The sequence below is a fragment of the Bdellovibrio bacteriovorus genome, assembly GCF_025558485.1.
In the GTDB taxonomy this organism is placed as follows: domain Bacteria; phylum Bdellovibrionota; class Bdellovibrionia; order Bdellovibrionales; family Bdellovibrionaceae; genus Bdellovibrio; species Bdellovibrio bacteriovorus_G.
In genome coordinates this window covers 562,613-586,265 of sequence record NZ_CP102930.1, presented here as the reverse complement: position 1 = coordinate 586,265, position 23,653 = coordinate 562,613, and the positions used below count along the sequence as shown (strand labels likewise).

Annotated in this window: 22 protein-coding genes; 18 read left to right on the top strand and 4 right to left on the bottom strand. The window is 49.0% G+C overall.

Features of this window, described 5'->3' with window-relative positions; translation table 11 throughout:
• Positions 1-15 precede the first annotated feature (15 nt).
• The 10 genes from EZJ49_RS02990 (at position 16) to EZJ49_RS02945 (ending at position 10,790) form a co-directional block, all read left to right on the top strand.
• A complete protein-coding gene (locus EZJ49_RS02990) occupies positions 16-960 on the top strand; it encodes an ABC transporter ATP-binding protein (RefSeq protein ID WP_262554206.1) in 945 nt (314 codons plus the stop codon).
• A complete protein-coding gene (locus EZJ49_RS02985; RefSeq protein ID WP_262554204.1) occupies positions 957-1,730 on the top strand; it encodes an ABC transporter permease in 774 nt (257 codons plus the stop codon). Before EZJ49_RS02990 ends, EZJ49_RS02985 begins: the two co-directional genes overlap by 4 nt.
• Positions 1,730-3,268: a GldG family protein gene (locus EZJ49_RS02980; protein ID WP_262554202.1), complete on the top strand. Its 1,539-nt coding sequence runs from the start codon at positions 1,730-1,732 to the stop codon at positions 3,266-3,268. Before EZJ49_RS02985 ends, EZJ49_RS02980 begins: the two co-directional genes overlap by 1 nt.
• Positions 3,268-4,251 carry a DUF4340 domain-containing protein gene (locus EZJ49_RS02975; RefSeq protein ID WP_262554200.1) on the top strand — a complete coding sequence of 328 codons (984 nt, stop codon included), beginning with the start codon at positions 3,268-3,270 and terminating at the stop codon, positions 4,249-4,251. The genes EZJ49_RS02980 and EZJ49_RS02975 overlap by 1 nt, the downstream gene beginning before the upstream one ends.
• Positions 4,251-5,243, top strand: a complete 993-nt coding sequence (locus tag EZJ49_RS02970; protein WP_262554198.1) for a galactokinase — start codon at positions 4,251-4,253, stop codon at positions 5,241-5,243. Before EZJ49_RS02975 ends, EZJ49_RS02970 begins: the two co-directional genes overlap by 1 nt.
• Positions 5,189-6,133 (top strand): DUF429 domain-containing protein, encoded by a 945-nt coding sequence (locus EZJ49_RS02965; RefSeq protein ID WP_262554196.1) that lies wholly within the window; start codon positions 5,189-5,191, stop codon positions 6,131-6,133. The genes EZJ49_RS02970 and EZJ49_RS02965 overlap by 55 nt, the downstream gene beginning before the upstream one ends.
• A gap of 140 nt (positions 6,134-6,273) precedes the next feature.
• Entirely contained in the window at positions 6,274-6,765 is a 492-nt protein-coding gene (locus EZJ49_RS02960; protein WP_262554195.1) for a DUF3015 domain-containing protein, read from the top strand.
• Positions 6,766-6,932: 167 nt separating this feature from the next.
• A complete protein-coding gene (locus tag EZJ49_RS02955) occupies positions 6,933-8,009 on the top strand; it encodes a PepSY-associated TM helix domain-containing protein (protein WP_262554193.1) in 1,077 nt (358 codons plus the stop codon).
• A gap of 31 nt (positions 8,010-8,040) precedes the next feature.
• Entirely contained in the window at positions 8,041-9,969 is a 1,929-nt protein-coding gene (locus EZJ49_RS02950; protein WP_262554191.1) for a DUF4105 domain-containing protein, read from the top strand.
• Between the two features lie 8 nt (positions 9,970-9,977).
• Positions 9,978-10,790: a class I SAM-dependent methyltransferase gene (locus EZJ49_RS02945; RefSeq protein WP_262554190.1), complete on the top strand. Its 813-nt coding sequence runs from the start codon at positions 9,978-9,980 to the stop codon at positions 10,788-10,790.
• A 6-nt stretch (positions 10,791-10,796) separates the two neighbouring features.
• Here EZJ49_RS02945 and EZJ49_RS02940 read toward each other — a convergent pair whose 3' ends face one another.
• Positions 10,797-11,723 carry a CorA family divalent cation transporter gene (locus EZJ49_RS02940; protein ID WP_262554188.1) on the bottom strand — a complete coding sequence of 309 codons (927 nt, stop codon included), beginning with the start codon at positions 11,721-11,723 and terminating at the stop codon, positions 10,797-10,799.
• Between the two features lie 9 nt (positions 11,724-11,732).
• Between EZJ49_RS02940 and EZJ49_RS02935 the strand changes: the two genes are divergently transcribed.
• The 4 genes from EZJ49_RS02935 to EZJ49_RS02920 all read left to right on the top strand — a co-directional run bounded on the left by EZJ49_RS02935 (position 11,733) and on the right by EZJ49_RS02920 (position 16,129).
• Positions 11,733-12,587 (top strand): alpha/beta hydrolase, encoded by an 855-nt coding sequence (locus EZJ49_RS02935; RefSeq protein ID WP_262554186.1) that lies wholly within the window; start codon positions 11,733-11,735, stop codon positions 12,585-12,587.
• 70 nt (positions 12,588-12,657) lie between these two features.
• Entirely contained in the window at positions 12,658-14,241 is a 1,584-nt protein-coding gene (locus EZJ49_RS02930) for a penicillin-insensitive murein endopeptidase (RefSeq protein ID WP_262554184.1), read from the top strand.
• Positions 14,242-14,395: 154 nt separating this feature from the next.
• Positions 14,396-15,472 carry a phosphatase domain-containing protein gene (locus tag EZJ49_RS02925; RefSeq protein WP_262554182.1) on the top strand — a complete coding sequence of 359 codons (1,077 nt, stop codon included), beginning with the start codon at positions 14,396-14,398 and terminating at the stop codon, positions 15,470-15,472.
• 9 nt (positions 15,473-15,481) lie between these two features.
• A complete protein-coding gene (locus EZJ49_RS02920) occupies positions 15,482-16,129 on the top strand; it encodes a hypothetical protein (protein ID WP_262554181.1) in 648 nt (215 codons plus the stop codon).
• A gap of 2 nt (positions 16,130-16,131) precedes the next feature.
• Here the strand turns inward: EZJ49_RS02920 and EZJ49_RS02915 are convergent, their stop codons facing one another.
• The gene (locus tag EZJ49_RS02915) at positions 16,132-16,938 is read right to left on the bottom strand and encodes an AgmX/PglI C-terminal domain-containing protein (RefSeq protein ID WP_262554180.1); all 807 of its coding nucleotides are present in this window, start codon (positions 16,936-16,938) and stop codon (positions 16,132-16,134) included.
• A gap of 41 nt (positions 16,939-16,979) precedes the next feature.
• A complete protein-coding gene (gene secG, locus EZJ49_RS02910; RefSeq protein ID WP_262554178.1) occupies positions 16,980-17,384 on the bottom strand; it encodes a preprotein translocase subunit SecG in 405 nt (134 codons plus the stop codon).
• 141 nt (positions 17,385-17,525) lie between these two features.
• On the opposite strand from secG, the gene EZJ49_RS02905 reads away from it, so the two are divergent.
• The 4 genes from EZJ49_RS02905 to EZJ49_RS02890 all read left to right on the top strand — a co-directional run bounded on the left by EZJ49_RS02905 (position 17,526) and on the right by EZJ49_RS02890 (position 20,933).
• A complete protein-coding gene (locus tag EZJ49_RS02905) occupies positions 17,526-17,996 on the top strand; it encodes a hypothetical protein (RefSeq protein ID WP_262554177.1) in 471 nt (156 codons plus the stop codon).
• Between the two features lie 144 nt (positions 17,997-18,140).
• Positions 18,141-19,322, top strand: coding sequence for a hypothetical protein (locus tag EZJ49_RS02900; RefSeq protein ID WP_262554175.1), 1,182 nt, complete (start codon positions 18,141-18,143; stop codon positions 19,320-19,322).
• Between the two features lie 15 nt (positions 19,323-19,337).
• Complete coding sequence (gene tmk, locus EZJ49_RS02895; protein ID WP_262554173.1) at positions 19,338-19,973, top strand: dTMP kinase; 636 nt, start codon at positions 19,338-19,340, stop codon at positions 19,971-19,973.
• A gap of 24 nt (positions 19,974-19,997) precedes the next feature.
• Complete coding sequence (locus tag EZJ49_RS02890) at positions 19,998-20,933, top strand: DNA polymerase III subunit delta' (RefSeq protein WP_262554171.1); 936 nt, start codon at positions 19,998-20,000, stop codon at positions 20,931-20,933.
• Between the two features lie 114 nt (positions 20,934-21,047).
• Here the strand turns inward: EZJ49_RS02890 and EZJ49_RS02885 are convergent, their stop codons facing one another.
• Complete coding sequence (locus EZJ49_RS02885) at positions 21,048-23,576, bottom strand: hypothetical protein (protein ID WP_262554170.1); 2,529 nt, start codon at positions 23,574-23,576, stop codon at positions 21,048-21,050.
• Positions 23,577-23,653 lie beyond the last annotated feature (77 nt).

Here is a 23,653-nt window from a genome sequence, read left to right as displayed (position 1 = left end):
AGAGGAGATTGCACCATGATTCAAGTCAAAGATCTCACGAAGGATTATGGTCCAAGACGGGCCATTGATAAACTGAACTTCTCTATTTCCAAGGGTGATGTTGTGGGCTTCCTCGGCCCCAACGGCGCAGGTAAATCCACGACGATGAAAATCATCACGGGCTTCATGGCTCCCAGCCATGGCAATGCTTCCGTGGCCGGATTTGATGTTTTTGAAAACCCTTTGGAAGTGAAAAAACGCATTGGTTATCTGCCGGAAATTCCGCCGGTCTATGCTGACATGTACGTGCAGGATTATCTGCGCTATGTGGCAGCACTTAAACAGGTGCCGAAAGAAAAGATCGAAGGCTCAGTTAAAAATGCCATCGAAAAAACCAACCTGGGTGATGTGCAAAAACGTTTGATCCATCACTTGTCCAAAGGTTTCAAACAACGTGTGGGGATTGCCCAGGCCATCGTGTCTGATCCGGAGGTTTTGATTCTGGATGAACCCACCGTCGGCCTTGATCCCAAACAAGTGGCCGAGATTCGCGAGTTGATCAAGTCCCTGAAGGGGCAGCACACGATCATCCTTTCCACGCACATTCTTCCAGAAGTGGAAGCGACTTGCGAAAAAGTTATTATCATCAATAAAGGCCGTATTGTCGCGGAAGACAGCATTCAGAACCTGTCCACGATGGAACAGGGGCAGATCCGTCTGCACGTGCGTTTGCGCAAAAGTGTTGAAGACATGCAAAATGTTTTGTCCGGCATGGGTTCCGTCATTGGCGTTCATTCGGGCGCTTCTGCAAAAGAATGGTCCATCGACCTTAAAGGCAGCGAGGAAGCTGTGGAAAACGTATCCTCGCTTCTGGTGGGTAAGGGGTATGGCCTGCTGGAGCTGACTCCGGCCAAGCGTGATCTTGAAGACGTGTTCTTGAAACTGACATACGGACAACAGGAAAAAGGAGGTCCGGCGTGAGCGGCACTCTCGTAATTTTCAAAAAAGAACTTAAAGGTTTCTACTTCAATTCCACTTTCTGGATGATCTGTTTTTTGGTCAGTGTGGTGTTTAGCTGGGTGTATCCGATTCAGTTGAATTTGTTTTCACAACTTCTGATGAACTATGTGATGCAGCAGGGGGTTCCGCAAAATCAATTGAATATCCATTATGGCGTGTTCCTGCGTCAGCTTTCTTATTTAAACCTGCTTTTGATTTTCGTTGTGCCGGCTTTGACCATGAAACTTTTTGCAGAAGAAAAAAAGCTTCGCACGTTCGATCTTCTTTTAACCTCGCCTGTGACGTCCTTCCAGATTGTGATGGGTAAGTATCTGGCGGCTTTGGGGGCTGTCGGCGGCATTGTGCTTCTGGCGCTATTGTACCCTCTGGCAACCTCCACTCTGGCGACTGTGAACTGGGGGCCGCTGTTTATCGCGTTCCTGGGGATCTTCCTGGTCGGGGGCGTTTACGCAGCGATGAATCTTTTTGCATCATCCCTGACTGAAAACAGCATCGTGGCATATGTGGCTTCGGTGATCTTCAATGTATCCATCTGGTTTGTCGGGATTGGTACGGAAGTGGTGGACGGCGAACGCGCGCGCAAAATTTTTGAGCACGTGTCCTTAAGCAGTCACTTATCAGGTCTGGTGGAAGGCACGGTGCGCACCAACGGTCTGATTTTCTTCCTGAGTATTATTGTGTTGTTCTGCTTCCTGGCAGAGCGTGTTGTTGAATCCTCACGTTGGAGATAATGATGAGCAAATTAGGTAAGATTTCATTTTTGTTTGCTGGAATCTCTTTGGTGGCGATGATTATTACACGCTACCTGCTGGGTGAATGGGTGCCGTTTTGCTGGCTGTCCTTGGGACTGGCGGTTTTATTCCTGATCGTGGGCTTGGTTAAGGACCGCAGCTTCTTCAAGGAATTCTTCACGATGAAAACCACCAAAGAAGGTATGAGCATGGGGGTTTTGATCCTTTTGACTTTGGTGCTTCTGATCGTGGTGAATTATATCGGCGTCCGTCATACAAAGACCTGGGACTTTTCACTGGCGCAGGCAAACACTTTGTCTGATCAGTCTGTCAAGCTGGTGAAGTCTTTGGATTCTGACCTGAAAGTGTATTTCTTTTATAAGAAAGGCGTGGAAGGCAACGAGGAAAACCGTCGTCTGTTCCGTGAGCTGATTAAGAAATATCAGGATCAAAGTGCAAAAATTCAATTGGACTTTGTGGAAGTGAATGAACGCCCTGATCTGTCACAGGAATTCGGCGTTGATAAAGGCAGTGGCGTGGTGTTCCTGGATTACAAGGGCCGTCGCAACCGCATTGAAAAAATCGACGAGCAGGACTTTACCAGTGCTTTGGTGAAAGTGACGCGCGAACAGAACAAAACAGTGTATTTTACCGTTGGTCATGGTGAAAAGAACATCAATGATAACAAAGAGGGTTTGGGTCTGGGGTCTTTGAAATCCCTGCTTGAAAACAACCGCTATCTGGTAAAAGAGCTGCCGTTGATTCAAAATCCAAAGATTCCGGCAGATGCGGATGTGATCATTATCGCTGGCCCTGTTCAGGGCTTCCAGAACTTTGAAATTGAAGCGTTGGAAGGTTACTTAAAAGGTGGCGGCAGTTTGTTACTGGCGCTGGAGTCACAGAATTCCGCGGGCCTTGAAAAGTTGACCTCCAAGATGGGCTTGCAGTTGGGGAACAACTACATCCTGAACCAGGTGGAAACGGTGATGGGTCGTGGTATCAATCAAGGTCCGACACTGGGTGTGATTTTCTCGATGAACAATAAAATCACCAAACCGTTCGGGCGCAGCGAAGCGACTTTGTTCCGCTATCCGCAATCCTTGAAAAAAGTGGATATTATTAAAGGCATTGTCGTGGATGAACTGGTTTCCACCGCACCTAATGCAATGGCCTTCCCTTCCATGCAAATCAAAGGTGAAGGGGCTGAAGATGCCTACGCGCTGGTGGATGAAGTCAGCGGTAAGTGGGGCGGGGATGAAAATGCCAAAGACTTCACAGCGATTGTTGCCGGTGATGTGGACTTCCTGACCAATCAGATGCTTTACCAAAACCTGAATCGTGATCTGGTGTTGAACTCGGTCGCGGCATTGGCGAAGGAGGAAAATCTGATCAGCATTACGCCTAAAGAACCCATGGCGACACAAATGATTATGACAGAAACCAAGTTCGGTGTTTTCTTGTTTGCTTTCATCATTCCACTGCCTATCCTTTTGCTGGGAACCAGCATTGGTCTGTGGCTTAGAAGGAGAAATGCGTAATGAAACTCAAAGGGCGTACAATACTTGTCATTTGTCTTCTGATTTTTGGCGGTTATGCCGTGTATGATTTCTTCAACGAAAAGAAGGTTGAAGAAAAACGTGCGATGGACGCTCGTCTGATGACGGTCGAGTTCGATCAGGTGGACCAGATCGAGGTTGAAAAGGGTGGCCAGAAGATTATTTTAAAACGCAGCGTTGATGGCTGGGCCATGACAGAACCCTTGCAGGACACGGCCGACAATACAGCCGCGGATGATTTTGTCAAAGGGGCTTTCCCGGAGCGTATTATCGAGGTGGCCAAAGAGGGTGCTGACATTCAATGGGCTCTTTATGGTCTGGATAAACCGCTGGGAAAAATCACCTTCAAAAGTACTGCAGGTTCCCAGGATGTGTTCGAGATTTCTGAAAAACGTAACTTCGAGGACAATGTCTTTGCCCGCCGTAATGGTGAAAATCGGGTGTTGCTGGTCAATTCAGTCTGGCAAAACCGGGCGAACAAAACAGTGATGGATTTCCGTGAACGTCATTTCCTGCGCCATAAAATTGCCAGTGTGGATGAAGTCAGTATTAAGAACGACAAAGGTCGTGTGATGATCCGTCGTGAAGACGGCAAATGGCTGGCTCCGGAAAAGAAAGATCTGAAGCTGGATCAGAACAAAGTGCGCGAACTGTTGACCCAGATTGCGGATGCCAAGGCATCTGAAATCGTAGAAGGCAAACTGCCGGGTCTGAAGAACCTGTTCACCATGGAGCTGGTGATGAAGGATAAAAAATGGAAGGCGGACGTGGGGCAGGCCAAGGATCTGGGCATTTACGCTAAAGTTTCCGATCCGGCCCAGCAGATGAAGATGGAAGCGGGGGCTCTGGACCGCTTTATCAAAATTGTTCTGGCGGACTTGCGCGAAGATGAAGCTCCGAAGGATAATAAAAAAAGCACGTCCGATGAGCAGCAGGCCATGATGGCCGAGCAGAAAGATAAGTAATGCAGAAGATTGTCGTTAAATCTCCCACGCGTGTGGATTTGGCAGGGGGCACATTGGATTTGTGGCCCCTTTATTTGTTTATCAATGGGGCTTCCACCGTCAATGTGGCCATTGATATATACACAGTGGCGGAACTGACGCCTCATGAAGATGCGACGATCGTGCTGGAATCCGCCGACTTGAAACTGCGCAAGGCTTACAGTAATTTGGTGGATGCTCTTTCTGATCCCGATCCCAAAATGATTTTGCTGCAAACACAACTGCGCTACTGGAAGCCAGAGCGTGGCTTCACGCTAAAGACCTCTTCGCAAAGCCCGGTGGGCGGCGGACTGGGCGGAAGCTCCAGTTTGACCATCAGTCTGATGAAGGCGTTTTCCCAGTTCTGTGGCCGACCTTTCCGTGACGTGCATCACATGGTGCAGGTGGCCCATAATATCGAAGCCGAGATTTTAAACACGCCGACAGGAACCCAGGATTATTATCCTGCGGCTTCAGGGGGCTTGAATGTGCTTCACTATGGGTACGATGGAATCCAGCAGAGCGTACTGCCGGTGTCACAGACGCCTTTGGCGGAAAAGTTTATGCTTGTTTACACGGGCAAGGCCCATCACTCGGGATTAAATAATTTTGAGGTGATGAAGGATTCCGTGGTTAAAGATCCACGCACCCTACAGGCCCTGCGTGATCTGAAAAGTATCGCCATTGAAACGGAACACGCAGTGCGGGCCGGAAACTGGAAAGAGCTGGGGCCGCTTTTTAAACGTGAGTTCGATGCCCGGGTTCGTTTGGCCCCGGAATTTTCAAGTCCTGAGATCTACAAGCTTGCCGAAGTCTCTTTGCAGAATGGGGCTGAGGCTGTTAAAATTTGTGGAGCTGGAGGCGGCGGATGTGTCTTGGTCTGGTGTCCTCCTGACAAACGTGAGGGAGTAGCCAACGCATGCCAAAAAGCCGGCTTCCAGGTGATGGACGCAAAACCCGTCGATCCCCTGTAAAGAAAACGACGAAAAAGAAAGCCGCAGCTCCGAAAAAAGCTGCGGTCGAAATGTCGTCCCATGCCGGAGAAGTGCATCGTTTTATCGGCCTGTCCCTTGGGGGCGGTAAATCCGACAAAGCCTGTCTGGCGGTTCTGGAATACTATCCCAAGCATAAAAAAATCTTTCTGTCCCGTCTGGTTGAAAAAATCAAAAGTGACGAAGTTCATTCCGCAGACTTCAAAATTCAGGAAGTCATTCAGCAGTATCATAACGATGTGGATATGGTGGCCTTTGATGTGCCTTTCCGTTTTCCGGTTTGCCTGGAGTCCAAGGACTGCTGTGCCAGTATAGAGACCTGCAAAAAACCCCATGTACAATGGATGTGGGAATACACCCGTAAACTGCATAAGAGAAAGAAGCCGCGTAAGCTCTTCACGCCCTACACGCAAAGATGCGTGGAAATGTATCTGTCGTCAGAGCTGGAAGAACCGTTTATTTTGCAGCACGCGATGGGGGCGAACAGTGCGCCGTTATTGGCGCGGGCGATGTTTCTGCGCCGCCATCTGAAAATGAAGTGCATTGAGGTTTTCCCCAAGCTGTCTGTCTGGCGCATTGGCCGGTCATTGAATGTGATGAAGAGTCATCTGCGCTTTCATAAGCACGCCATTGGCGGGGATGAAAGTCGTCGTGAAATTTTGCATGCGTTAAGTTCTCACAACGTCGCGTTCGTTTACGACCAGGACGTGAAGCTGATGATAGAAAATAATCACGCCTTTGAGGCCTTTATGTGCGCATTGACGGCTTTCTTAAGCTTCAAGGGCGGTACAGAATCTCGTCCTGATGGTTTCCCGGCATCAGAAGACTGGATTGAATTTCCGAAGATCAACGTGCGTTGGGATGGTTTTTGATTCTTTGGACCTTGGTCCAGTTCCCAGTGTCCAGCTGCGGACAGGTCCTTGTGCCCAAGGACAACAAAACTATTTGCCGTTTGTGTAAATCGAGGCCACAATTTTTTTCAGGCAAAATCCAATTTACTTCGGAGGTTGAAATGAAGTTGGTTAAATTTGTAGTTGTAGCAATGTTGGTTTCTGGTGTGGCACACGCTCAAAAGAAAAAAGGTCTTTTGGAAGAAGTGTCTGGTCAAGGTTATGGTTCTGCAGGTTGTGGTTTGGGTTCCCTGGTTATGGGTTCTAACGGCAATCAAATTCTTGCAGCAACTACTAACGGTACTTCCGGTAACCAAACTTTCGGTATCTCCACTGGTACTTTGAACTGCCAACAAGATGGTATCTTCAAATCCGGTAAAGAAGTTCCAGCTTTCATCGAAGTGAACAAAGTGGCTTTGGCTAACGATGCTGCTCGTGGTGAAGGTGAGACTTTGGCGGGTCTTGCTAACTTGATGGGTTGTGACTCTAAAGTTATGGGTACAACTTTGAAAAAGAACTACAACAAAATCTTTGTTGAAACAAACATGCAACCTGCTTCCATCGAAGCAAACATCAATGCAGTTGTTTCTCAAAACAATGTTTGTGGTGCTTAATATCTAGATCTCAATATTTGAGGGTCTATCGAAACGCAGTGGTAAAACCCACTGCGTTTTTTTATTTTCCGCGAACTGTTTTTCATTAGATTTTCAAAATCCCTCCATTGATGAACTAATAAGGTCACTAAGTTGTATATTTCGTATGAAGACGCTATCCAGTGGCCATGAAAAGATTCGTTCACAAGTTCATGTTATGGACTCACCGCTGGCTGGGGATTATCGTCGGGATTCACTTTGTCCTTTTGGGACTGACCGGCAGCTATCTGGTTTATACCGAAGAAATTGATGCTTTGATTAAGCCTGACTTGAAACTGTCTTCTGCGGCACCGGTGGTGCCTGACATGGATAAAATCGTTCAAAGCGCCCGTCAGGGGTTGGGAGTGGATTCCAATCCATTGCGCATGACGATTGCCTCTGAAGATTCCCGCTACAATCATCGCATCATGTTTAATGTTCCCAAAGGGGAACAAAAGCGCCGTTTTGTAACTGCCTATGTGGATGCTGCGACTTTTGAATTCAAAGGCTCCGAAGTGTTCAAGGAAACTTTGGGCGGCTTCTTCTTTGTTTTCCATCACGATCTGTTTTCGGGTGGGACGGGTCGAACGATTGTCGCTGTGACTGGTGTTTTAAGCATGATTCTGCTTTTGGGGGGATTGTACCTGTGGTGGCCACGTCAGGGGAAAAGCTGGAAGCGCAGCCTTCGTTATAACAAGCAAAGATCTTTCCTTGGGTTTAATCTGGAGCTTCACAAGTTCCTGGGTTTTTATTCCTTGATCCTGATGTGTATCGTGACGTTCTCTGGCATTTATCTGGCGCGTCCGGACTGGTTCTTCCCACGGGGGCCCGGCGGCGGAGGCGGACCGGGTGGCGGTGGTCCTGCGCATCAGCAGGCTTTGTCTTTCACGGTGGTGCAGCCAGCGCTTTCGTCATTGTTGGAGGAAGATCAGATTGCGCAGTTCCGCATTGATTTGAAAGACAACAAGTTGATGGGCCTGGCACGTGATCAGAAGCATGGCATCAGCGGCTGGGAGTGGGATCTGGGGTCGGGAGAACTCTTAAATACGAAGCTTGTGAAGGATCGTGATTTTAAGAAAAAGTTTGGCGACTTGCAACGCGCCTGGCATGTCGGTGATTTCTGGGGAGAGCTGGGAAGATTCCTGGTGTTTGTGTCCGGCATCCTGCCTTTGGTGTTCTATTTCACCGGAACATATTACTGGTGGAAGAAGAAAAAGAAGGCTTGATAAAAGTGCATGAACCCACAAAGATGGGTTTATGCGTTGGATTTTCATAGCTTTTGTTTTGATTTTTGGGGCCTCGCAAGAGGCCTTTTCTGCATCTGCCGACTGGGATTTGGTATTAAAAGCCATTCGTGAACGCAAGCTCGGGAACGAACGTCAGTGGCATAAGCTTTTGCACTTTGAAAAAGATTTCTTTCATGTGCGCGAAAGTCAAATCGACAGCGCTTCATTTTTTTATTCGCCCGTGGGTAAAAAAGATCCGGTTGCAGAACTGGAAGCCACAGCTCAGAATTTTTTCCGCGGCGAAGCCAGTGACGTCAATGACCGGGCTCAATGTCGATTTCCGGCGCGTTATCGCTGGCTGAAGGAAAAGTTAAAGGATCTGAGGATTCAATGGCCCGATCAGTTTTGTGAACGCTATGAAGCTTTTGCCAACGGTCTTCAGGGGGAATCTGTTTCACTGGTGTTTTCCAGTTACTACATGAACAATCCTTCATCGGCTTTCGGTCACACCTTCCTGCGAATTAATAAAAAACCCTCTGAAAAGGATGGTCAGCGCCATGAGCTTTTGGATTATGGTCTGAACTATGCCGCAGACACCGACACCAACAATGCTTTTCTGTATGGCTTTAAGGGGTTGTTCGGGATGTTCCCGGGCACCTTCCGCGCGATTCCGTACTACTATAAAGTACGCGAATACAACAATGCGGAATCCCGCGATCTGTGGCAGTACGAACTGCGTCTGGGCCCCGAAGCGGTGACGATGCTGGTTGCGCACGTCTGGGAACTGGGGCCGGCCCAGATTGACTACTGGTATCTGACGGAAAACTGTTCTTATCACATGCTGAGCATTCTGGAGGCCTCCGATCCGACAGTGGATGTTTTGGACAAGCTGGACCAGTACGTGATTCCGGCGGACACGGTGCGGGTTCTTTGGACCAAGACGGATCTGGTAAAATCGGTTTCCTACCGTCCTTCTGTACGCGAGGTTTTCTTTGTGCGCTGGAATCGTCTGACTGACGGTGAAAAAGATCAACTGTCACAACTGGCGCATCAACTGACTGTGCAGGATGAAATTGTTTATTCTGAAGCGTTTTTAAAAAGTCCGGCAGCAGCACAGGCGCGTGTACTGGATGCCTTTATCGACTTTATTGATTTCCGTTACAGCAAAGAAGTGCAGGAAGCGGGACGCGAAGGGCAGCTTAAGATGCGTGTTCTGGGGAAGCGCAGTGAAATTGATCTGGCTCCGGAAGCTGTGACCATCACGCCACCACCGGAAGAACAACCGCATCTGGCGCATCCTTCGGGGCGTTGGGGGATCGGGGCAAAGCACGACACCGCAGATCGGGATTTTGTTTTGCTGTCTCATCGCTTTGCTTTGCATGACCGTCTGGACCCGGCTTGGGGTTATCCACGCTATTCACAGATTTCTTTTTTTGATCTGGATTTTTCTTATGGAGAATCGTATTCCGAACCGGACCTTAAAAAGTTTGATCTGGAAAACTTCTCGGCGTTTGAATTGATCTCTGCCAGCGAATGGACATCCTTGTTTCCGGAGAATTCGTGGAGATTCAAGTTGGGGCTGGAACGCACTCAGAATGAAAATTTCAATCCTGTCCACGAAGCTGTGGTTCGTTTGGGATACGGGTGGACTTTTGGTCTTGGGAAGTTTGATCTGACGGCTCAGCTTCAGGGGGAAGCGCATTATGGGGCTACGCTGTCAGAAAACAATTTGTGGGGTGGCGCAGGTCCGTTGGTGGATTTGCACTATCAGATAAACTCCTATTGGTCGGTAGAGGCTTTGGCGCAGTACCGCCGCGACTCATCATGGGACCGTCAGGACTATTTGAAAACTCAGGTTCAGACGCAATGGAGCATTAGTAAGACTTGGGGGCTTCGCGCTGCGTACCGTAACCAGAGATTCCTTGAGGAAAGCAGCCTACAGCTATTTAATTACTACTGAGGTGTCTAATGGCTGATTTTCCATATCTGCACGGGTTCACCACAGAAGAACAGGATCGCCTGCGCAAACAAGCACGCTTTGGTGAACATACGGTATATCAAAATATCAATTTATCCAATGTAAAGGATTTGCTGGAAGTCGGCTGTGGAGTCGGGGCACAAAGTGAAATCCTTTTGCGTCGATTTCCCGACTTGCAGTTGAGTGGTATTGATCGCAGCACCAAACAGCTGGCGGCAGCTCAGCAAAGACTTTCCAATCTGCCGTTTGCTCAGGGGCGTTTCCACTTGCAGGAAATGGATGCCACAGCCATGAAGTTTCAGGCGAACTCTTTCGACGGGGCGTTTCTGTGCTGGATTTTGGAACACGTTCCGGACCCGATTCGTGTCCTTTCTGAAGTGCGCAGAGTTCTGCGGCCGGGCTCTGTAGTCTATGTCACAGAAGTGATGAATGCGTCGTTCTTTTTAGATCCTTATTCTCCGAACGTATGGAAGTACTGGATGGCCTTCAATGAATACCAGTTAGAACAGCGGGGAGACCCGTTTGTTGGGGCAAAGCTGGGGAATTTCCTGATGCAACTGGGGTATCATGATATTCACACGGAAATCAAAACGTGGTTTCTGGACAATCGTTATCCGCAGGCGCGCAAGGACTGCATTGAGTATTGGACAGAGCTATTGCTGAGTGCCAGTGAACAACTGGTGGCGGCGAAGTGTATTTCGGAAGAAGTGGTGCAGGGAATGAAGGACGAAATGGCCCGCGTGGCCAATGATCCGAACGCGGTCTTTTTCTATTCCTTTGTGCAGGCAAGAGCTCGGACCTAATAATTATTAGAGTTCGTCCTTTTTCAGCCAGCCTTTTTTGTAGATCCAGTAGGTGATGCCGATAATCACAAAGAGCATAAATGCCAGCGTGGCGTAATAACCATTCGGCTGGCGCAGTTCCGGCATATTTTCAAAGTTCATTCCGTAAATTCCGGCAATGAAATTCAAAGGCAGGAAGAAGATTGAAAACACAGTCAGAACCCGCATCACTTCATTGGTGCGGTAAGAGGCTTCATTGGTTTTCTGTGACATCAGAGACAGATGCAAATTCAAAAGTCCGGTGATTTCCTCGTAAATATCATCGGCAAAGAAGCTAAGTTTTTCCAGCGGCTCCCGGACTTGTTGCAGATCCCTTAACGGCAATTCATCATGCAGGTGGACCTTGTTGAAAACATCCATCGTGAACTTAAAAATTTTGCGATAGGACGAGGCCTTGCGTTTGATCTGATAACCTTCACGCAGAATGCTACGACGCTTAAGAGTGAAAACGCGTTCTTCGATAATGTCGGTTTTGGCATCAAGTTCATCCAAAGGGGCATCAAAGCTTTTTACAGTCTGCATACACAGGGACTTGACCAGCGTCAGCAGGGGAAGCTGTTCAAAAGCTACCTTGTCCTTTTTGATGCTGATACATTCCAGAGGCATGCGGTGGATGGTCAGAACAAAATCACGACCAATGAAAAAAGCGATTTTGGTGGTCAATGACTGGATTGTGCCGGCCTTGGGTTTTGCTGTGACATCGTGGTGACGCAGAATAATGAAACAGGATTTTTCAAAGAACGTGCATGACGGCAGATGTTCCGGGTCCAGACAGGTCATCAGGGCATTCAGCGGAATGGGAAACTCTTCCGCCAGCTTTAAAAGATCGTTCTGCGAAGGAGCTTCGCAGTCCACCCACTTATAGTCTTGCCATTGATGTTCAAATCGTTTCATGATTCCAGTATGACAAAGTTTTCCGGGCTTCGCCGTTTCTTTTTCGGATGCATCGCGACGTTATCTCTGACGGGCTGTCAGTCGTTCTTTTACTATCCCATGAAAGAAAAACTTTTTGATCCGGCCAAAGTGAAAATGCAGCCGGAGGATGTTTTTCTGAAAACTCAATCAGGCAACACAGTTCATGGTTGGTATTTTGCCTCTGCACAGAAAGACAGTCGGGGCACCTTGCTGTTTTTCCACGGTAATGCTGAAAACATCACATCGCATTTTTTGATGTTTCACTGGCTGCCCGCTCAGGGCTACAACTATTTTATTTTTGATTATCCTGGCTATGGGCTTTCTGATGGACAGCCCACTCCTGAAAACACCGTCGAAGCGGGGATAGCCGCTGCGGAGTGGCTGCACCAGAAAAAGGATTCCCGGCCGTTGATTATTTACGGTCACAGTTTGGGCGGTATTGTGGCTTTGAAAGCGACAGAAGAAATCAAGGATCGTATTCCGGTTCGCAATATCGTGATTGAAGCCAGTTTCCGTTCTTACAAAGGCATGGGCCGCGATGTTTTAAGTCGTCGTTGGTGGACCTGGCCTTTGCAGCCGATCACTTATCTGGTTTTAAGTGATAGTTATGCGCCGAAATCCTTAAGCGATTTTTCACCGATTCCGATGCTGTTTATCACTGGATCTGACGACAAGGCCGTTGAGCCGGAAAATACTCACAGGATGTTTGCAGAAGCCGCCGCCCCTAAAGAGCTATGGGTGATCCCGGGCGGGCATCATGGTGATCTTTATGAATTGGGCAGCCGGGAATTACGGGAACAATTCACGTCCTATCTATCAAAAACTTCGACAGTCCTGAAGTAGCAGGCACTGTTTAATTTCAATACAGAAGGTGCACCTCCGGCGACATGCTTCTTGCAGCATGTCCGGTAGGATGAAGTACTTTACAAAGACACTCACCATTTTAGTTTCCTTCGTTATGATGACCACCGGTTGTGCGCCGGATTCCCGTGAGCAGGGCTCTGAAGTAAAAACCACTTATGAACCTGCCCAGCCCAATATTCAGGATGAAGACGGATACAAGGTTGTTCGCGGTTCCACCCGCGTTCAGGATGTGAGTGTCAACTTTGACCCGGCCACCAAAGGCATGACTTTAAAGGGCCGTGTGGAATTTCTTCCTGTGCGCAGCAAGACTGTGCAAACTGTGGATCTGAATCTGGCGGGTATTCTGGATGCCCATGGCTTTATCGCTTTAAAACCCTTGAACCCGGTAGAGGCCCAGTCCGAGGCCTTGAAAGTGGCAGCCAAAGCCACGTGTTTAAGTGAATCTGGCGATTGCCGTTCTTCTTTCATTGATATTTACGTGTATCACAATGACATCGTTTATCACCATCAGGTGGAATCCATTCAGGATGATCTGACTGCGGCTGATCCCGACGAAGAACAGGTTCCTGACGAAGAGTTGGAAACCGAAGGTGGTTCTGACGACGTGGAAGGTGAGCCAGGCCGTTACGTGGGTGATGTTGCTGACGACATCGAAAAAATCCTGGAAGTAAAAAAACCGGAAGTAAAAAAAGAAGAACCGAAAAAAGAAGAGCCTAAGAAGGAAGAACCAAAGCAGCAGGAGCCGAAGAAAGATCTGCCAAAGACAGAGACTCCGCCGCGTAAGGAAGAGCCTAAAAAAGATCCGCCGAAAACAGAAACTCCTCCAAAGAAGGACCCTCCTAAAAAAGAGGAGCCAAAAACAGCTCCGCCTAAAAAGGAAGAGCCTAAGAAAGAGGAGCCTAAAAAAGACGATTCAAAAAAAGAAGAACCAAAGCAAGCTCCCAAGGAAGAACCCAAAAAGGAAACTCCGGCGGCCGGACCGGCTATTAACAAAGTCAGTCAGGCTATTGGGGCCGTGAATGCGGGACGCTTGGAAAATGCGGCGAATATGCTGGTGTATGAACAAAATCATCAGCCCTCCGGGTTCCATGTGATTCGTCCCGAGCGCAAAACTCACTTTGCCACCAATGAACTGGCTTACATCATCGTGCAAATGGCAAATATCACGAAAAAGGATCTGCCGGGTTATCAGATGTCCATCGGTGACTTGTCCCGTGAAAAGGGTGGAAAGCTGGGTCGTCATAAATCCCACACCAATGGTTTGGATGCGGACGTGGCGTTCTATTTCGACAATAAGAATTTGCAGGGAGCATTCACCTCTGCTGTGACCATCAATAAACCTCATGCGAACTGGATGATGAAGCAGCAATGGAAGCTTTTTAAAGAGGTTGTTAACACTCAGTTGATCGACCGTATCTTTATCCATGGCACTTTAAAAAAGGCCCTGTGTGAACATGCGATTGCCACCGGAGAACTTAAAAAAGGTGATATGCAAAGCCTGGCGGCGCAAACGCTGCGTCGTCTGATCTCTGAAAAAGACCACCACAATCACTTCCACCTGCGCGTGAAGTGCTCTAAAGCTCAAGTAAGATGCCGCCAGATGGCGGAGCCAGTCAACACCACCGGCTGTTAGCCGCGGCTTGTGAAAAAGGCCCATCTGACTGCGTGCTTGGAGCACGCCTGCGCTGCGAGGGCTCGCCTCCGCCTTGCATATGGACCTTTTTGACAAGCCGCTCTTCCACTTTTTTTGGCTGGCCCTTTGACGCTGGCTGCTTCAGAATCTTGGTATGGCGGATTGGCGTGATCGTAGTGAGATGAATGGGGATGTGGTGTTCTTTCGGTATGTTTCCGAAGGGATGGAGAAAAGTCATGAAGAGGTCTTTTTGTGGGATCTTGATAAGACTTATCTGGATACGACCATTGATTCCTTGTCGGGGTTGATGACGACCATTCTGGAACGAGCTCTGAATAAGAAAAACATTCCGGGCACCAATGTTCTGCTGCAATCTTTATCCGAGTTCCGCAAACAGCAAAAAGGCTACATGTATTTTCCGATCTATTTCATCACGGCGTCACCTCCGCAGATGGAAGAGCGTATTTCCGAAAAATTCGCGCTGGATAATATTCGCCCGTTCGGCTGTTTCTATAAGGACAATCTGGCCAATCTTCGTCCGGGCCGCTTCTGGCGCCTGACCAAGCAGGTGGGGTATAAGTTGCAAGCCCTGTTGCAACTGCGCACTCGTCTGGGGGAAACGGTTCGACAGATCTGCTGGGGCGATGACAGTGAAACAGACGCGATCATCTACAATCTGTATTCTGATATTTGTTCGCGTCGTCTGGGGCCGAGCGATATTCGTTCGATTCTGGAAAAACTCAATGTCACCGGCGAACAGGTGAATACGATTCTGGAACTGCAGGCACAGATTCCTGAAAACGATCCGGTTGAAAAGATCTATATCAATCTCGCGACCGACACGGACCCGGATTATTATCTTAAATTTGGTCGTCGTACTTTGGCGACATACAACACGTTCCAGGTGGCCTTGGACCTGTATCAGGATCATCGCCTGAATTTGGAAGCCATCTATAGTGTGATTCAGGACATGGTTTATAATTACGGTTATACTCCGGAAGAACTGATGAAAAGCTTTGACGAATTCATGCGCCGGGGGGTGCTGGGTGAAAGAGCTTATTTGGAAATTCGTCCGTTCTTTATTGAAAAAGGTCTGCTGCATTCCTCCTATGAACCCAGCGTTGCACCACTAAAAGAAAAGCTGGTGGACGAAGGGCATGTCTATGAAATGGAAGGTGTGCATGAGCCGTGGATTCCGGATCGTATTGATTACATCCACGATTACAGATAGGTGCATGTTTTGAAGTTACTGGAGCGTTTGCCAAAATCTTTGCGTCCCTGGGTTTTCGCCCTTGCCGGTCTGTTTGTCTATGGTGGAACGGTTAATCTGGGGTTCTCGGACATCTTCCTGGCTCTTCCGTTTGTTTTGTTCGTGATCTATGCCGCGCTCAAATGGGGGCGGAAATATCTGCTTTGCGCGGTGTTGTTGCTGGTGGTTCTGGCTCCGCTGTACTATCTGAAAAAACAGCACAGCGCGATTTTCTTTCCGGCCACTGGAAAGCATTTCACCGTCAGTGAAGACGTCTGCCTGATTTTACACAGATCCAATTATAGCGGTGATTTTGTGGTGGTGACTTCAATAACAGCCGATCGTCCTTGTGGGCACGACCCCGGCAGTGAGGCGGTCCGCTGGGTGACGTTGAAGGCCCGGACGCCTTTGCAAGTCCGTGAAGTGTCGGTGTCTCATGCGGATATGGGGGAATCCTATGTGATTCATACTGATTCCGAGCTGGGTGATGTGGCCTTTTATGGAAATCAGTTTATTGTCTGGCCGGATGGTCGAAAGATCGAACAGCACGAGCTTCGCCGGGCGATATTTTATACACCATCGCTTCTGATGTACTGGCCGACCGGGCCGATCATGTTGATGACCTTATTCAAACAATAGAACTATTCAAAGCGCAGTGGGAAGACGGTGGAGATAGGATCGCCGCCGAAGGTTTTAAACTCGACTCTGCGAATGGCCTCCAACAGACATTTTTTGAACCCCGGATCATTCAGATTGCTGCTGGCAATGTCAGCTTGATGAACCTTGCCGGTTTTTTCAATCGTGAAGCTGATGGAAACCTGTCCCACCACACCTGGGGTTTTTTGCAGCAATTGTGTATAGCACTTAAAGAAGGAATTGCGATGCGTGCGCAGGGTGTCCTGAATAAACTCCGAAGTCAGACCCTCGGCTTTGGTGGCAGGGGCGGCAGGAACTCCGGTTTCTGCCGGAGCCAGATCCGGAAGAGTCTCTACCGGGGCTTGTTTCTTATAGTTCATTTCATAGTCGGTGGCCGTCCAGCGCACACCGTCCTTGGAAACATAGACACTGCCTTCGCGTCCGTAGTTTTCCACCTGCACATCGCCACGCTTGATGACCAGAACAATGCGCTCGTTTTCCTCATCCAGGGTGATCAGGGAGTTTTCCAGAATACGAATGCGATAAGCGGAATCAAATTCCATCGTGGCATCGCCATCGACACTGGTTTCAACAGAATCCAAAGCAAACAGGGTTGATTTACGAGTCAGCGTTTCCTTAGAAGTCATGTTGTTGCGAAGAACAAAGACTTTCCCCAAATTCAGTTCAAGACGAGCCAGAGGCCGGGCGCCAGGTTTGTTCTTTTCAGTTTGTGATGCGATGAAGAGAGAAAGGGCGACGCTTATAACGCCAATGATAATCAGAGATGGAATCAACCAGTTGTTCTTCGCCATAGAGAAACTATAGCGAAGAACCCGTTAGGAATGTACTAAAATTACTTCTGAGCAGGAGCTGCAGTTGCAGCAGGGGAAGCGGCAGGAGTCGCCGTTTCTACAGGAGTCGCAGCAGGAACGGCAGCGGCACCAGCCGCGGCGTCAGTGGCTTCAGTTGGGAAATGCTCTTGAGAAGGAGCTGTTGGCAGCGGAAGGCTATCAACAACAGATTTAGTTTTGGAAGAAGTCATTGTAGCCAAAGCCAGACAAGTCACTGCGAAGATGATTGCAGCCCAAACTGTCATTTTACCAGCCAAAGATTGTGCGCCAGTTGCACCCAACAAAGAGTTAGAGCCGCTGGAACCACCCATGCCCAAAGCCCCGTCACTTTTAGAGTCTTGGATCAAAACCAAAACGATCAAAACGAGAGCAACGATGATATGCAAAACGCCGATAAATGTAGTCATTTTCTGTAATCTCCCAAAGACCCCCAAATATATGGATATTGAAGGTTTTCGTCCACCCCAAAGTGACCCAATCCCAACGACTTAATGCATATAGTCATGGACATATTGAGTCTCAGCAGCTTCCCGGTCACCATAGAGTCTATGAAAAAGATCAGCGTTGCGATTTTCTGCCTGTTTTTTGTGCTTCTTGGGGGCTGCACTTCTCAAGAGGGAAAAATTGAAAAGAAAGCTCAGGAATTGGGCGAAAAGAAGTTTCAGGAACTCTTGCAGCAGGAAGCTGACGAAAATATCAAACAGTCCGACTGGCTGAATAAAGCTTATCTGGAATTTATGACCGAACGATCTGAGGTCTCTGTCAGCGAAGTGAAGTTGCAAAGTGAAAGTCGGGCCACGGCGACTGTGATCGTGAAAAGTTATCCGGTGTCGTTGCGTAGAACTTTGGCGAAGATTGCCGGAGGGATTGAAAACTCGCGCAGTCGTCGTTTTAACTTTAGCGAGGCACTAAGTCTGGTCGGTCAGCAGACCGGCGGCACGGCAGACACTGTCGAGCAGCCTCTGATCACGTACAAGTTCAATAAAACTTCCGCCGGAACGTGGGTGGTGGAGTTTTAATCTCTACCAGATTTTGCTGGCTTGAACCGGGGCTGGAGCGGACTTGGGCCCGCTGTCTAAGGCATAAACAGAGAAAAATAGAGGAATCACGTAGTTAGCAATGCAAAACACCGGGTCTTGGGTTTGCAGCTCCCGACCCTTAAGATGAAAACTCTACTTGGTTCTCTATTGTTGGCGTCCGCTTTCTTAGCCCCTTCCGCCCCGGCGTGGGCTGATCTGTCGTCTTCAATTGAGACAGTCGAAACCGAGGTCATCGAAACGACCCTGGAAAAGGCTCAGGCGGCCGAACAGGCTGAGCGCCTGCATATTCGTGTGGGCGAGGGTGAAAAAGAACGGGTTTTTGAGCTGGAAACCACCCCGGATAAAGAGGCCATGAAAGAGGCTCTGGGACTGAAATTGCCAGAGAAGGTTAAAGCCGAGATTCTGGCGCGCGGAGGCTCGATTGAAGAGGCGGACCCGATGAAGCCTTTTGATGGTCTTCCGGCGGATCGTCAGAAGAAGTTCCAGGAAATGCGTCTGTTGTTCCTGACCAATGCCGCTCGTATTTTGAACGCCACGAAGTTTGTCTATGGCGCGGGCAGTGTTGTGGGTGACGGTCTGAATTTTGTGAAGATAAAAGCCAAGCAGGCTGTCGGTAAAGAAGTGGAAGTGGAAACGCGTGTTCAGCGTTCTTTCCAGGCGCGCAGTCATGAAGCGGCTCAGGCGATCTTGCGTGGGTTGGATTATAAGCTGTGGTCTCAGGCTCCGCTGGTGATTGATTCCAATGAGTTCGGTTTAAGTATTTCTGCAGGGATTGTGGCTGAAGCAGGTGTCCTTCATAAGGGCGGTGGGGGCGCACAGGAAGTGGGCTTTAGCTTGGCTTACAATAAAACTCAGAAGGCTTTTGTGTTTGAGTTGTTCCATAACTCTGAGCGCTTCGACAGCTCCAAGGCCGCGGTGACCGTCGCCGGGATCGTCGGAAAGCTGGGGGGCAGCATGGGACGCAGGCAAGGGGCTGAAACCCTGAGGGGCAGTTCGTTCTATCCTCCAGCGATCCCGGGGTACAGCACTTCTTCACCAGAGTTCTTCCAGTCGGGATTGAGTTCAAGCTTGGGATTCCCGCCTCCGCCATTTGCTGATCTTTTGACCTTTACCAACAAATTTGAACGCCATTCTTTGATCCGTATTACAGTGTCTCCGGTCGTTCCGGGCTTTATTCGCATCCAAATCGCCGATGTTCGCGGCGGATTGCAGCTTGTTGCGATGCGATTTGTTGACGTCTATCGTGCAATATCTGAAAAAGTCCACTTGGGTGGACGCCGCGCGTGCGGTGCAGTCTTTAACTAGATATTGCGGTGCGAAATGAAATTTCTGGTATTCGAGGGGCTTGATGGCTCCGGCAAAAGTTCTTTGATGGCAGCTTTGGAAAAAGAGCTGCAAACACGCTCCATTCAATTCCATCGCACTCGTGAACCTGGCGGGACTCCGCTAGGGGATGAAATCCGCCACATGATTTTACGCAAAGAAGGCCCAGCGCCGACAGCGCGCACGGAATTGCTGCTTTATGAAGCCAGCCGTTCGCAGCACGTGGATCAAGTGATCCGCCCGAAGCTGGCGGAAGGTATGTGGGTTCTGTGTGACCGTTTTGCCGCAAGCTCAGTCGCATTCCAAAGTGGTGGTCGTGAAATCTCTGAAGCTGACGTGGTGATGCTTAATAACTTTGCCACGGGCAATTTGAAACCTGATGTGACGGTGCTGCTGGATCTTCCGGTGGAAGAAAGCCGTCGTCGTCGTCAGGGCCGGGGAGCACAGACCGGTGAAAGCGAAGACCGCATCGAATCTGAAGCGGACACTTTCCATGAAAAAGTGCGCCAGTCCTTCCTGCAACAAGCCCGTGCTGACGAAGCTGCCTGGTTGGTGTTGGATGCGCGTGAAACGCCGGAAGTTCTTTTCAAACAACTTCTTCAGGCATTGGCAGATAGAAAAATTTTGAACTAAAAGGAATTGCAACCTGTGGCACGTATGCTCGATTTCGTCCTGGGACATCAGGAGACAATCAAAAAGATGGTGGAGTCTTTCGAAAACGGAAGACCGGGCCAGACTTTTTTATTTGTCGGTCCCGGCGGTATCGGTAAAAAACTGACCGCCATGGGGTTTGCACAAGCTTTACTGTGTCCTTCCAGCAAGCGGGGCTGTGGCAAGTGTCCTTCCTGCTTCCGTATGTCTCAAGGCAGCCATGAGGGCCTGAAGGTTATTGTTCCTTCGGGTGCGAATATTAAAATGGAACAGGCCAAAGAGGTTCTGGAATTCCTGAGCTTAAAAAGTCTGACCGGCAATCGTGTGATCATTATTGATCAGGCACAGACCCTGAACCCACAGGCTGCAAATTCATTGCTGAAAACTTTGGAAGAACCACCGGAAGGCACGTTCTTTTTCCTGATTGCTCCGAGTGTGGCTGGGATTCTGCCGACCATTCGTTCGCGTTCCCGCATTGTGCAGTTCCGTCCATTGACTCAGGAAGAGCTGGGGAAAAAGGTGAAGGCACCGACATGGGCTTTGAAGGCTGCCGGTGGCAGTTTTGAAAAACTGGCGCAATTGCAAGAAGGCCCCGAACAGGAAGTGCGCGAAAAAGCGGTCGAGATTCTGACTTTGTTCATTCAGGACAGTGATTTTCTGCTGAATGAATTATGGCGTACCGAATTTAAAGACCGTGCCCAGGGGCAGCGCATGATCTCCTATTGGATCGGCTTTGTGAAAGACGCCATCTGTTTGCAAGAGGGTGCAAAGGCCCAGATCGTGAATCTGGATCAGGCGCCGTTGATCAAGTCCCTGGCTGAACTGGATCGTCAGTATCTGCTAAGGCTTGTGCAAAAGGCTTTGCAAGTGGAACAAGCCTTCGGCGCCAACCGTGACCCGCAACTGGTCGTGGAAGAATTCTATATTTCCACGCGGCCTTAAATTTATACTCTTAAACGCATCAGAAGAGCAGCCAGTTTTCGCCCACTTTGGCAGTCCTTTTTATTTTGAATCAATTCCGCAGGCCCTGCGGTTTTACCGGGGGCCTTGCAAATCCTATTTTTTATTAATCGACATGAACAGCACCATATTCTTACGGTTGAAATCGCGGAAGGCGCAGATGCGTTCCGAGTGGTTCAAAGACTGTTGCATTTGTTTGGTGATGCCTTTGTCTTTCAAGTGGCTGTTCAGGCGCTGATCGTAAGACATATCGTAGCCTGTGACCCCCTTGAACGGGGACTTTAGGACAGTGCCGTTACAGATCGTTTTCAAAGCTCTTTGGTCGTTGAAGGCTAGAGCCTGCACACACAGTTGCGCTTGCAAGTAAGTCGATTCGTCGAATTCACTTTGTGGCGATGTCGTGCCTGTGCTGGTCATTGGGTAGCGATCGGCATGTTTGAAGTAGTACATGTAAATTCCCAAAGCTGAGGTCGGATTGGTCATCAGGCCCCAGTCGTCCTTCATAAAGTCCAGCATCAGACGGTGAGTGGAATCCATCATCGTGCTCATTCGGCCGGTACGACCGTCGCCGACACGTTTTAGGGTCGCGATGTTGGCGATGATGCTGTCTTTTAGAAGCTCTTCCAAAGCCTCCAGATTGCCTTTGTTGATCTTCAGCGCCATATTCAGGTCAGACTGAATGTTGGCAGGATTTCCGTTGTACATTTGCAGCATGCGGTCCAAAGCGGCCATACCGGCCTGGATAAAGATCTCTTTTTGCTTCTCTGTGAAGTTTTCTTCAGATTTCAGAAGCTGGATATAGTCCTGATAAACGAAGTTCACCAGACGGTTTGCCAGGAAACCGGAACGGGCCTGCATAACCATGAATTCATCAAAGACAGTGTTGATCAGCTTTTCCGCAGCGGAGGCTGCCATCTTGATGTCTTCTTCGCTTAGATTGCGAGCATTGATTTTAGAGGCAAAGCCTTTACCAATGCGCTCCACTTCATCAAAACTGCTAAGAATACGACTGATGCGGGACTGTGTATCCATGATCGTGGAAACCACGGAAGCATCACCGGATTTTTCCACGCGCACTTTCACGATATCCAGATAATCGTGGATTACACGCAAGCTGTCTTTTACGGTGTAGTTCACGTCGGTCAGGGCTTCATTTACCAAAGCCTGCTTATCGACGATATACCAGTTACTGAAGTAGGAAATAACCGAGATATTGGCTTCACGACCCAAATCCTGCATATTGCGACCGATGGTTTCTGCCAGAGTCACCGGGTCCTGGAACTGTTTTAGTTCCATATAGTGCGCCTGCAACCAGGCATCTGAGGAAATCGGCATCATGCCCACAGCTTTACCGGCAACCTGATCCGGCACTTCATCCATACCAATCAGGAAGAACGGGATTTTCAGCGGGGTTTTATTCATTGTGAAGAAGTTCGTGCGACCTTCGCCACGGAAGCCTTCGCCATTGATCATGGCTTCAGAAATTGTTTTAACCAGTTTAACGACGGCATTTTGTTTGGCTTCCAGGGACGGAAGTTGTTTGATCGTCATCAAAGTGGAATTGTAAGTTCCCAGCAGGGTTTTCAGGCCTTTGTAGAAGTCCGCCACCTCTTGCTGAATGCGGTTTTGGAAATCCGCATCTGTTGGCAGTTTCGGGTCCACACCGATTTGAATTTTCTGCATCCATTTGGTGATATTTGGAATATGTGTATTTAGTACGTAATGGCCCAGGAACGGATTCTTCGCATCCACCTTGGTGCCTTTTTCCTGTCTCCATTCAATGTCATTCATGCCGTCTTTGAACAGACTCATGGCATCGCGTGCCTGACAGTAGGATTCACTGGTGACTTCCATCAAGCAGGACATGGATGCTAAAAATTCCTGCTCATTCAGTTTTCTAAGAACTTTGGAAAACTTGCGTTCACGCACGACATTGGACAGTTTTGAAACCAAAGTCGCCATCTGGCTTCCCGTGGAATCCTGTCCGGAACCGGCAAAAGCAGTGGCCACTTGAATTGTGGAGGCCAGGAAATTACCCATCACTTGCTGGCTGTCGCCCATCAGGCACTGATCCAGTTGTGGCAGGCTATCGACGACTTTATTCAGAATACCGACACCAGCTTTGGTGCTGCGCTGGATTCTTTCACCGAAGTCTTCCATGCGACTGGACATGTTTTGCGCCATGGCGGTACTGGCGTTATCAGCGCCGACCTGTGCGGAAAGGGTGGCCCCTTCGATGGATCTGTTCATCATCAGTTTCATGACCTGGTTTTTCATTTCAGGGCTGCTGGTCGCAAAGGTGCGCAGAGCCTCGATTTCAGCCGGGATCTGGGAAAGGCGTGCCGAGCGTCTTGGACTGTCAGAAACATTTTTAACCTGCCCTTGCAGTTCGTCGATAGCGGCGCGAGTGGCATTCCCCAGGGCCTGACAGTTAGGATCATCTTTTAATTGTAAAGTGATCTTACGCAGGTTCTGAGTGGCTGAAAGAGCATTCTGAGTCCAGACCCCTTGTGAGGCACAGGCGCCGCCAAACGCGTAGGCGGAACTAAGTCCGCTTCCTTGTTCCTGGGCATGGGCCGCCAGACTGGAAGAAACGAGAATAGCGCTAATAAGGGCCTTTTTCATAATGCTCCCTGATGTCTCAGAATGAGACTCAATAAATAAAAATTCACTCAGAGTCCTTAAAAGCAAAGACCGGACCT

What these genes read in the sequence shown, in the direction of transcription:
- EZJ49_RS02990 (WP_262554206.1), top strand. Translation starts at nt 16, where the DNA reads ATGATTCAAGTCAAAGATCTCACGAAGGATTATGGTCCAAGACGGGCC.
- EZJ49_RS02980 (WP_262554202.1), top strand. Translation starts at nt 1,730, where the DNA reads ATGATGAGCAAATTAGGTAAGATTTCATTTTTGTTTGCTGGAATCTCT.
- EZJ49_RS02975 (WP_262554200.1), top strand. Translation starts at nt 3,268, where the DNA reads ATGAAACTCAAAGGGCGTACAATACTTGTCATTTGTCTTCTGATTTTT.
- EZJ49_RS02970 (WP_262554198.1), top strand. Translation starts at nt 4,251, where the DNA reads ATGCAGAAGATTGTCGTTAAATCTCCCACGCGTGTGGATTTGGCAGGG.
- EZJ49_RS02965 (WP_262554196.1), top strand. Translation starts at nt 5,189, where the DNA reads ATGCCAAAAAGCCGGCTTCCAGGTGATGGACGCAAAACCCGTCGATCC.
- EZJ49_RS02960 (WP_262554195.1), top strand. Translation starts at nt 6,274, where the DNA reads ATGAAGTTGGTTAAATTTGTAGTTGTAGCAATGTTGGTTTCTGGTGTG.
- EZJ49_RS02955 (WP_262554193.1), top strand. Translation starts at nt 6,933, where the DNA reads ATGAAAAGATTCGTTCACAAGTTCATGTTATGGACTCACCGCTGGCTG.
- EZJ49_RS02950 (WP_262554191.1), top strand. Translation starts at nt 8,041, where the DNA reads ATGCGTTGGATTTTCATAGCTTTTGTTTTGATTTTTGGGGCCTCGCAA.
- EZJ49_RS02945 (WP_262554190.1), top strand. Translation starts at nt 9,978, where the DNA reads ATGGCTGATTTTCCATATCTGCACGGGTTCACCACAGAAGAACAGGAT.
- EZJ49_RS02940 (WP_262554188.1), bottom strand. Translation starts at nt 11,723, where the DNA reads ATGAAACGATTTGAACATCAATGGCAAGACTATAAGTGGGTGGACTGC.
- EZJ49_RS02935 (WP_262554186.1), top strand. Translation starts at nt 11,733, where the DNA reads ATGACAAAGTTTTCCGGGCTTCGCCGTTTCTTTTTCGGATGCATCGCG.
- EZJ49_RS02930 (WP_262554184.1), top strand. Translation starts at nt 12,658, where the DNA reads ATGAAGTACTTTACAAAGACACTCACCATTTTAGTTTCCTTCGTTATG.
- EZJ49_RS02925 (WP_262554182.1), top strand. Translation starts at nt 14,396, where the DNA reads ATGGCGGATTGGCGTGATCGTAGTGAGATGAATGGGGATGTGGTGTTC.
- EZJ49_RS02915 (WP_262554180.1), bottom strand. Translation starts at nt 16,938, where the DNA reads ATGGCGAAGAACAACTGGTTGATTCCATCTCTGATTATCATTGGCGTT.
- secG (WP_262554178.1), bottom strand. Translation starts at nt 17,384, where the DNA reads ATGACTACATTTATCGGCGTTTTGCATATCATCGTTGCTCTCGTTTTG.
- EZJ49_RS02905 (WP_262554177.1), top strand. Translation starts at nt 17,526, where the DNA reads ATGAAAAAGATCAGCGTTGCGATTTTCTGCCTGTTTTTTGTGCTTCTT.
- EZJ49_RS02900 (WP_262554175.1), top strand. Translation starts at nt 18,141, where the DNA reads ATGAAAACTCTACTTGGTTCTCTATTGTTGGCGTCCGCTTTCTTAGCC.
- tmk (WP_262554173.1), top strand. Translation starts at nt 19,338, where the DNA reads ATGAAATTTCTGGTATTCGAGGGGCTTGATGGCTCCGGCAAAAGTTCT.
- EZJ49_RS02890 (WP_262554171.1), top strand. Translation starts at nt 19,998, where the DNA reads ATGCTCGATTTCGTCCTGGGACATCAGGAGACAATCAAAAAGATGGTG.
- EZJ49_RS02885 (WP_262554170.1), bottom strand. Translation starts at nt 23,576, where the DNA reads ATGAAAAAGGCCCTTATTAGCGCTATTCTCGTTTCTTCCAGTCTGGCG.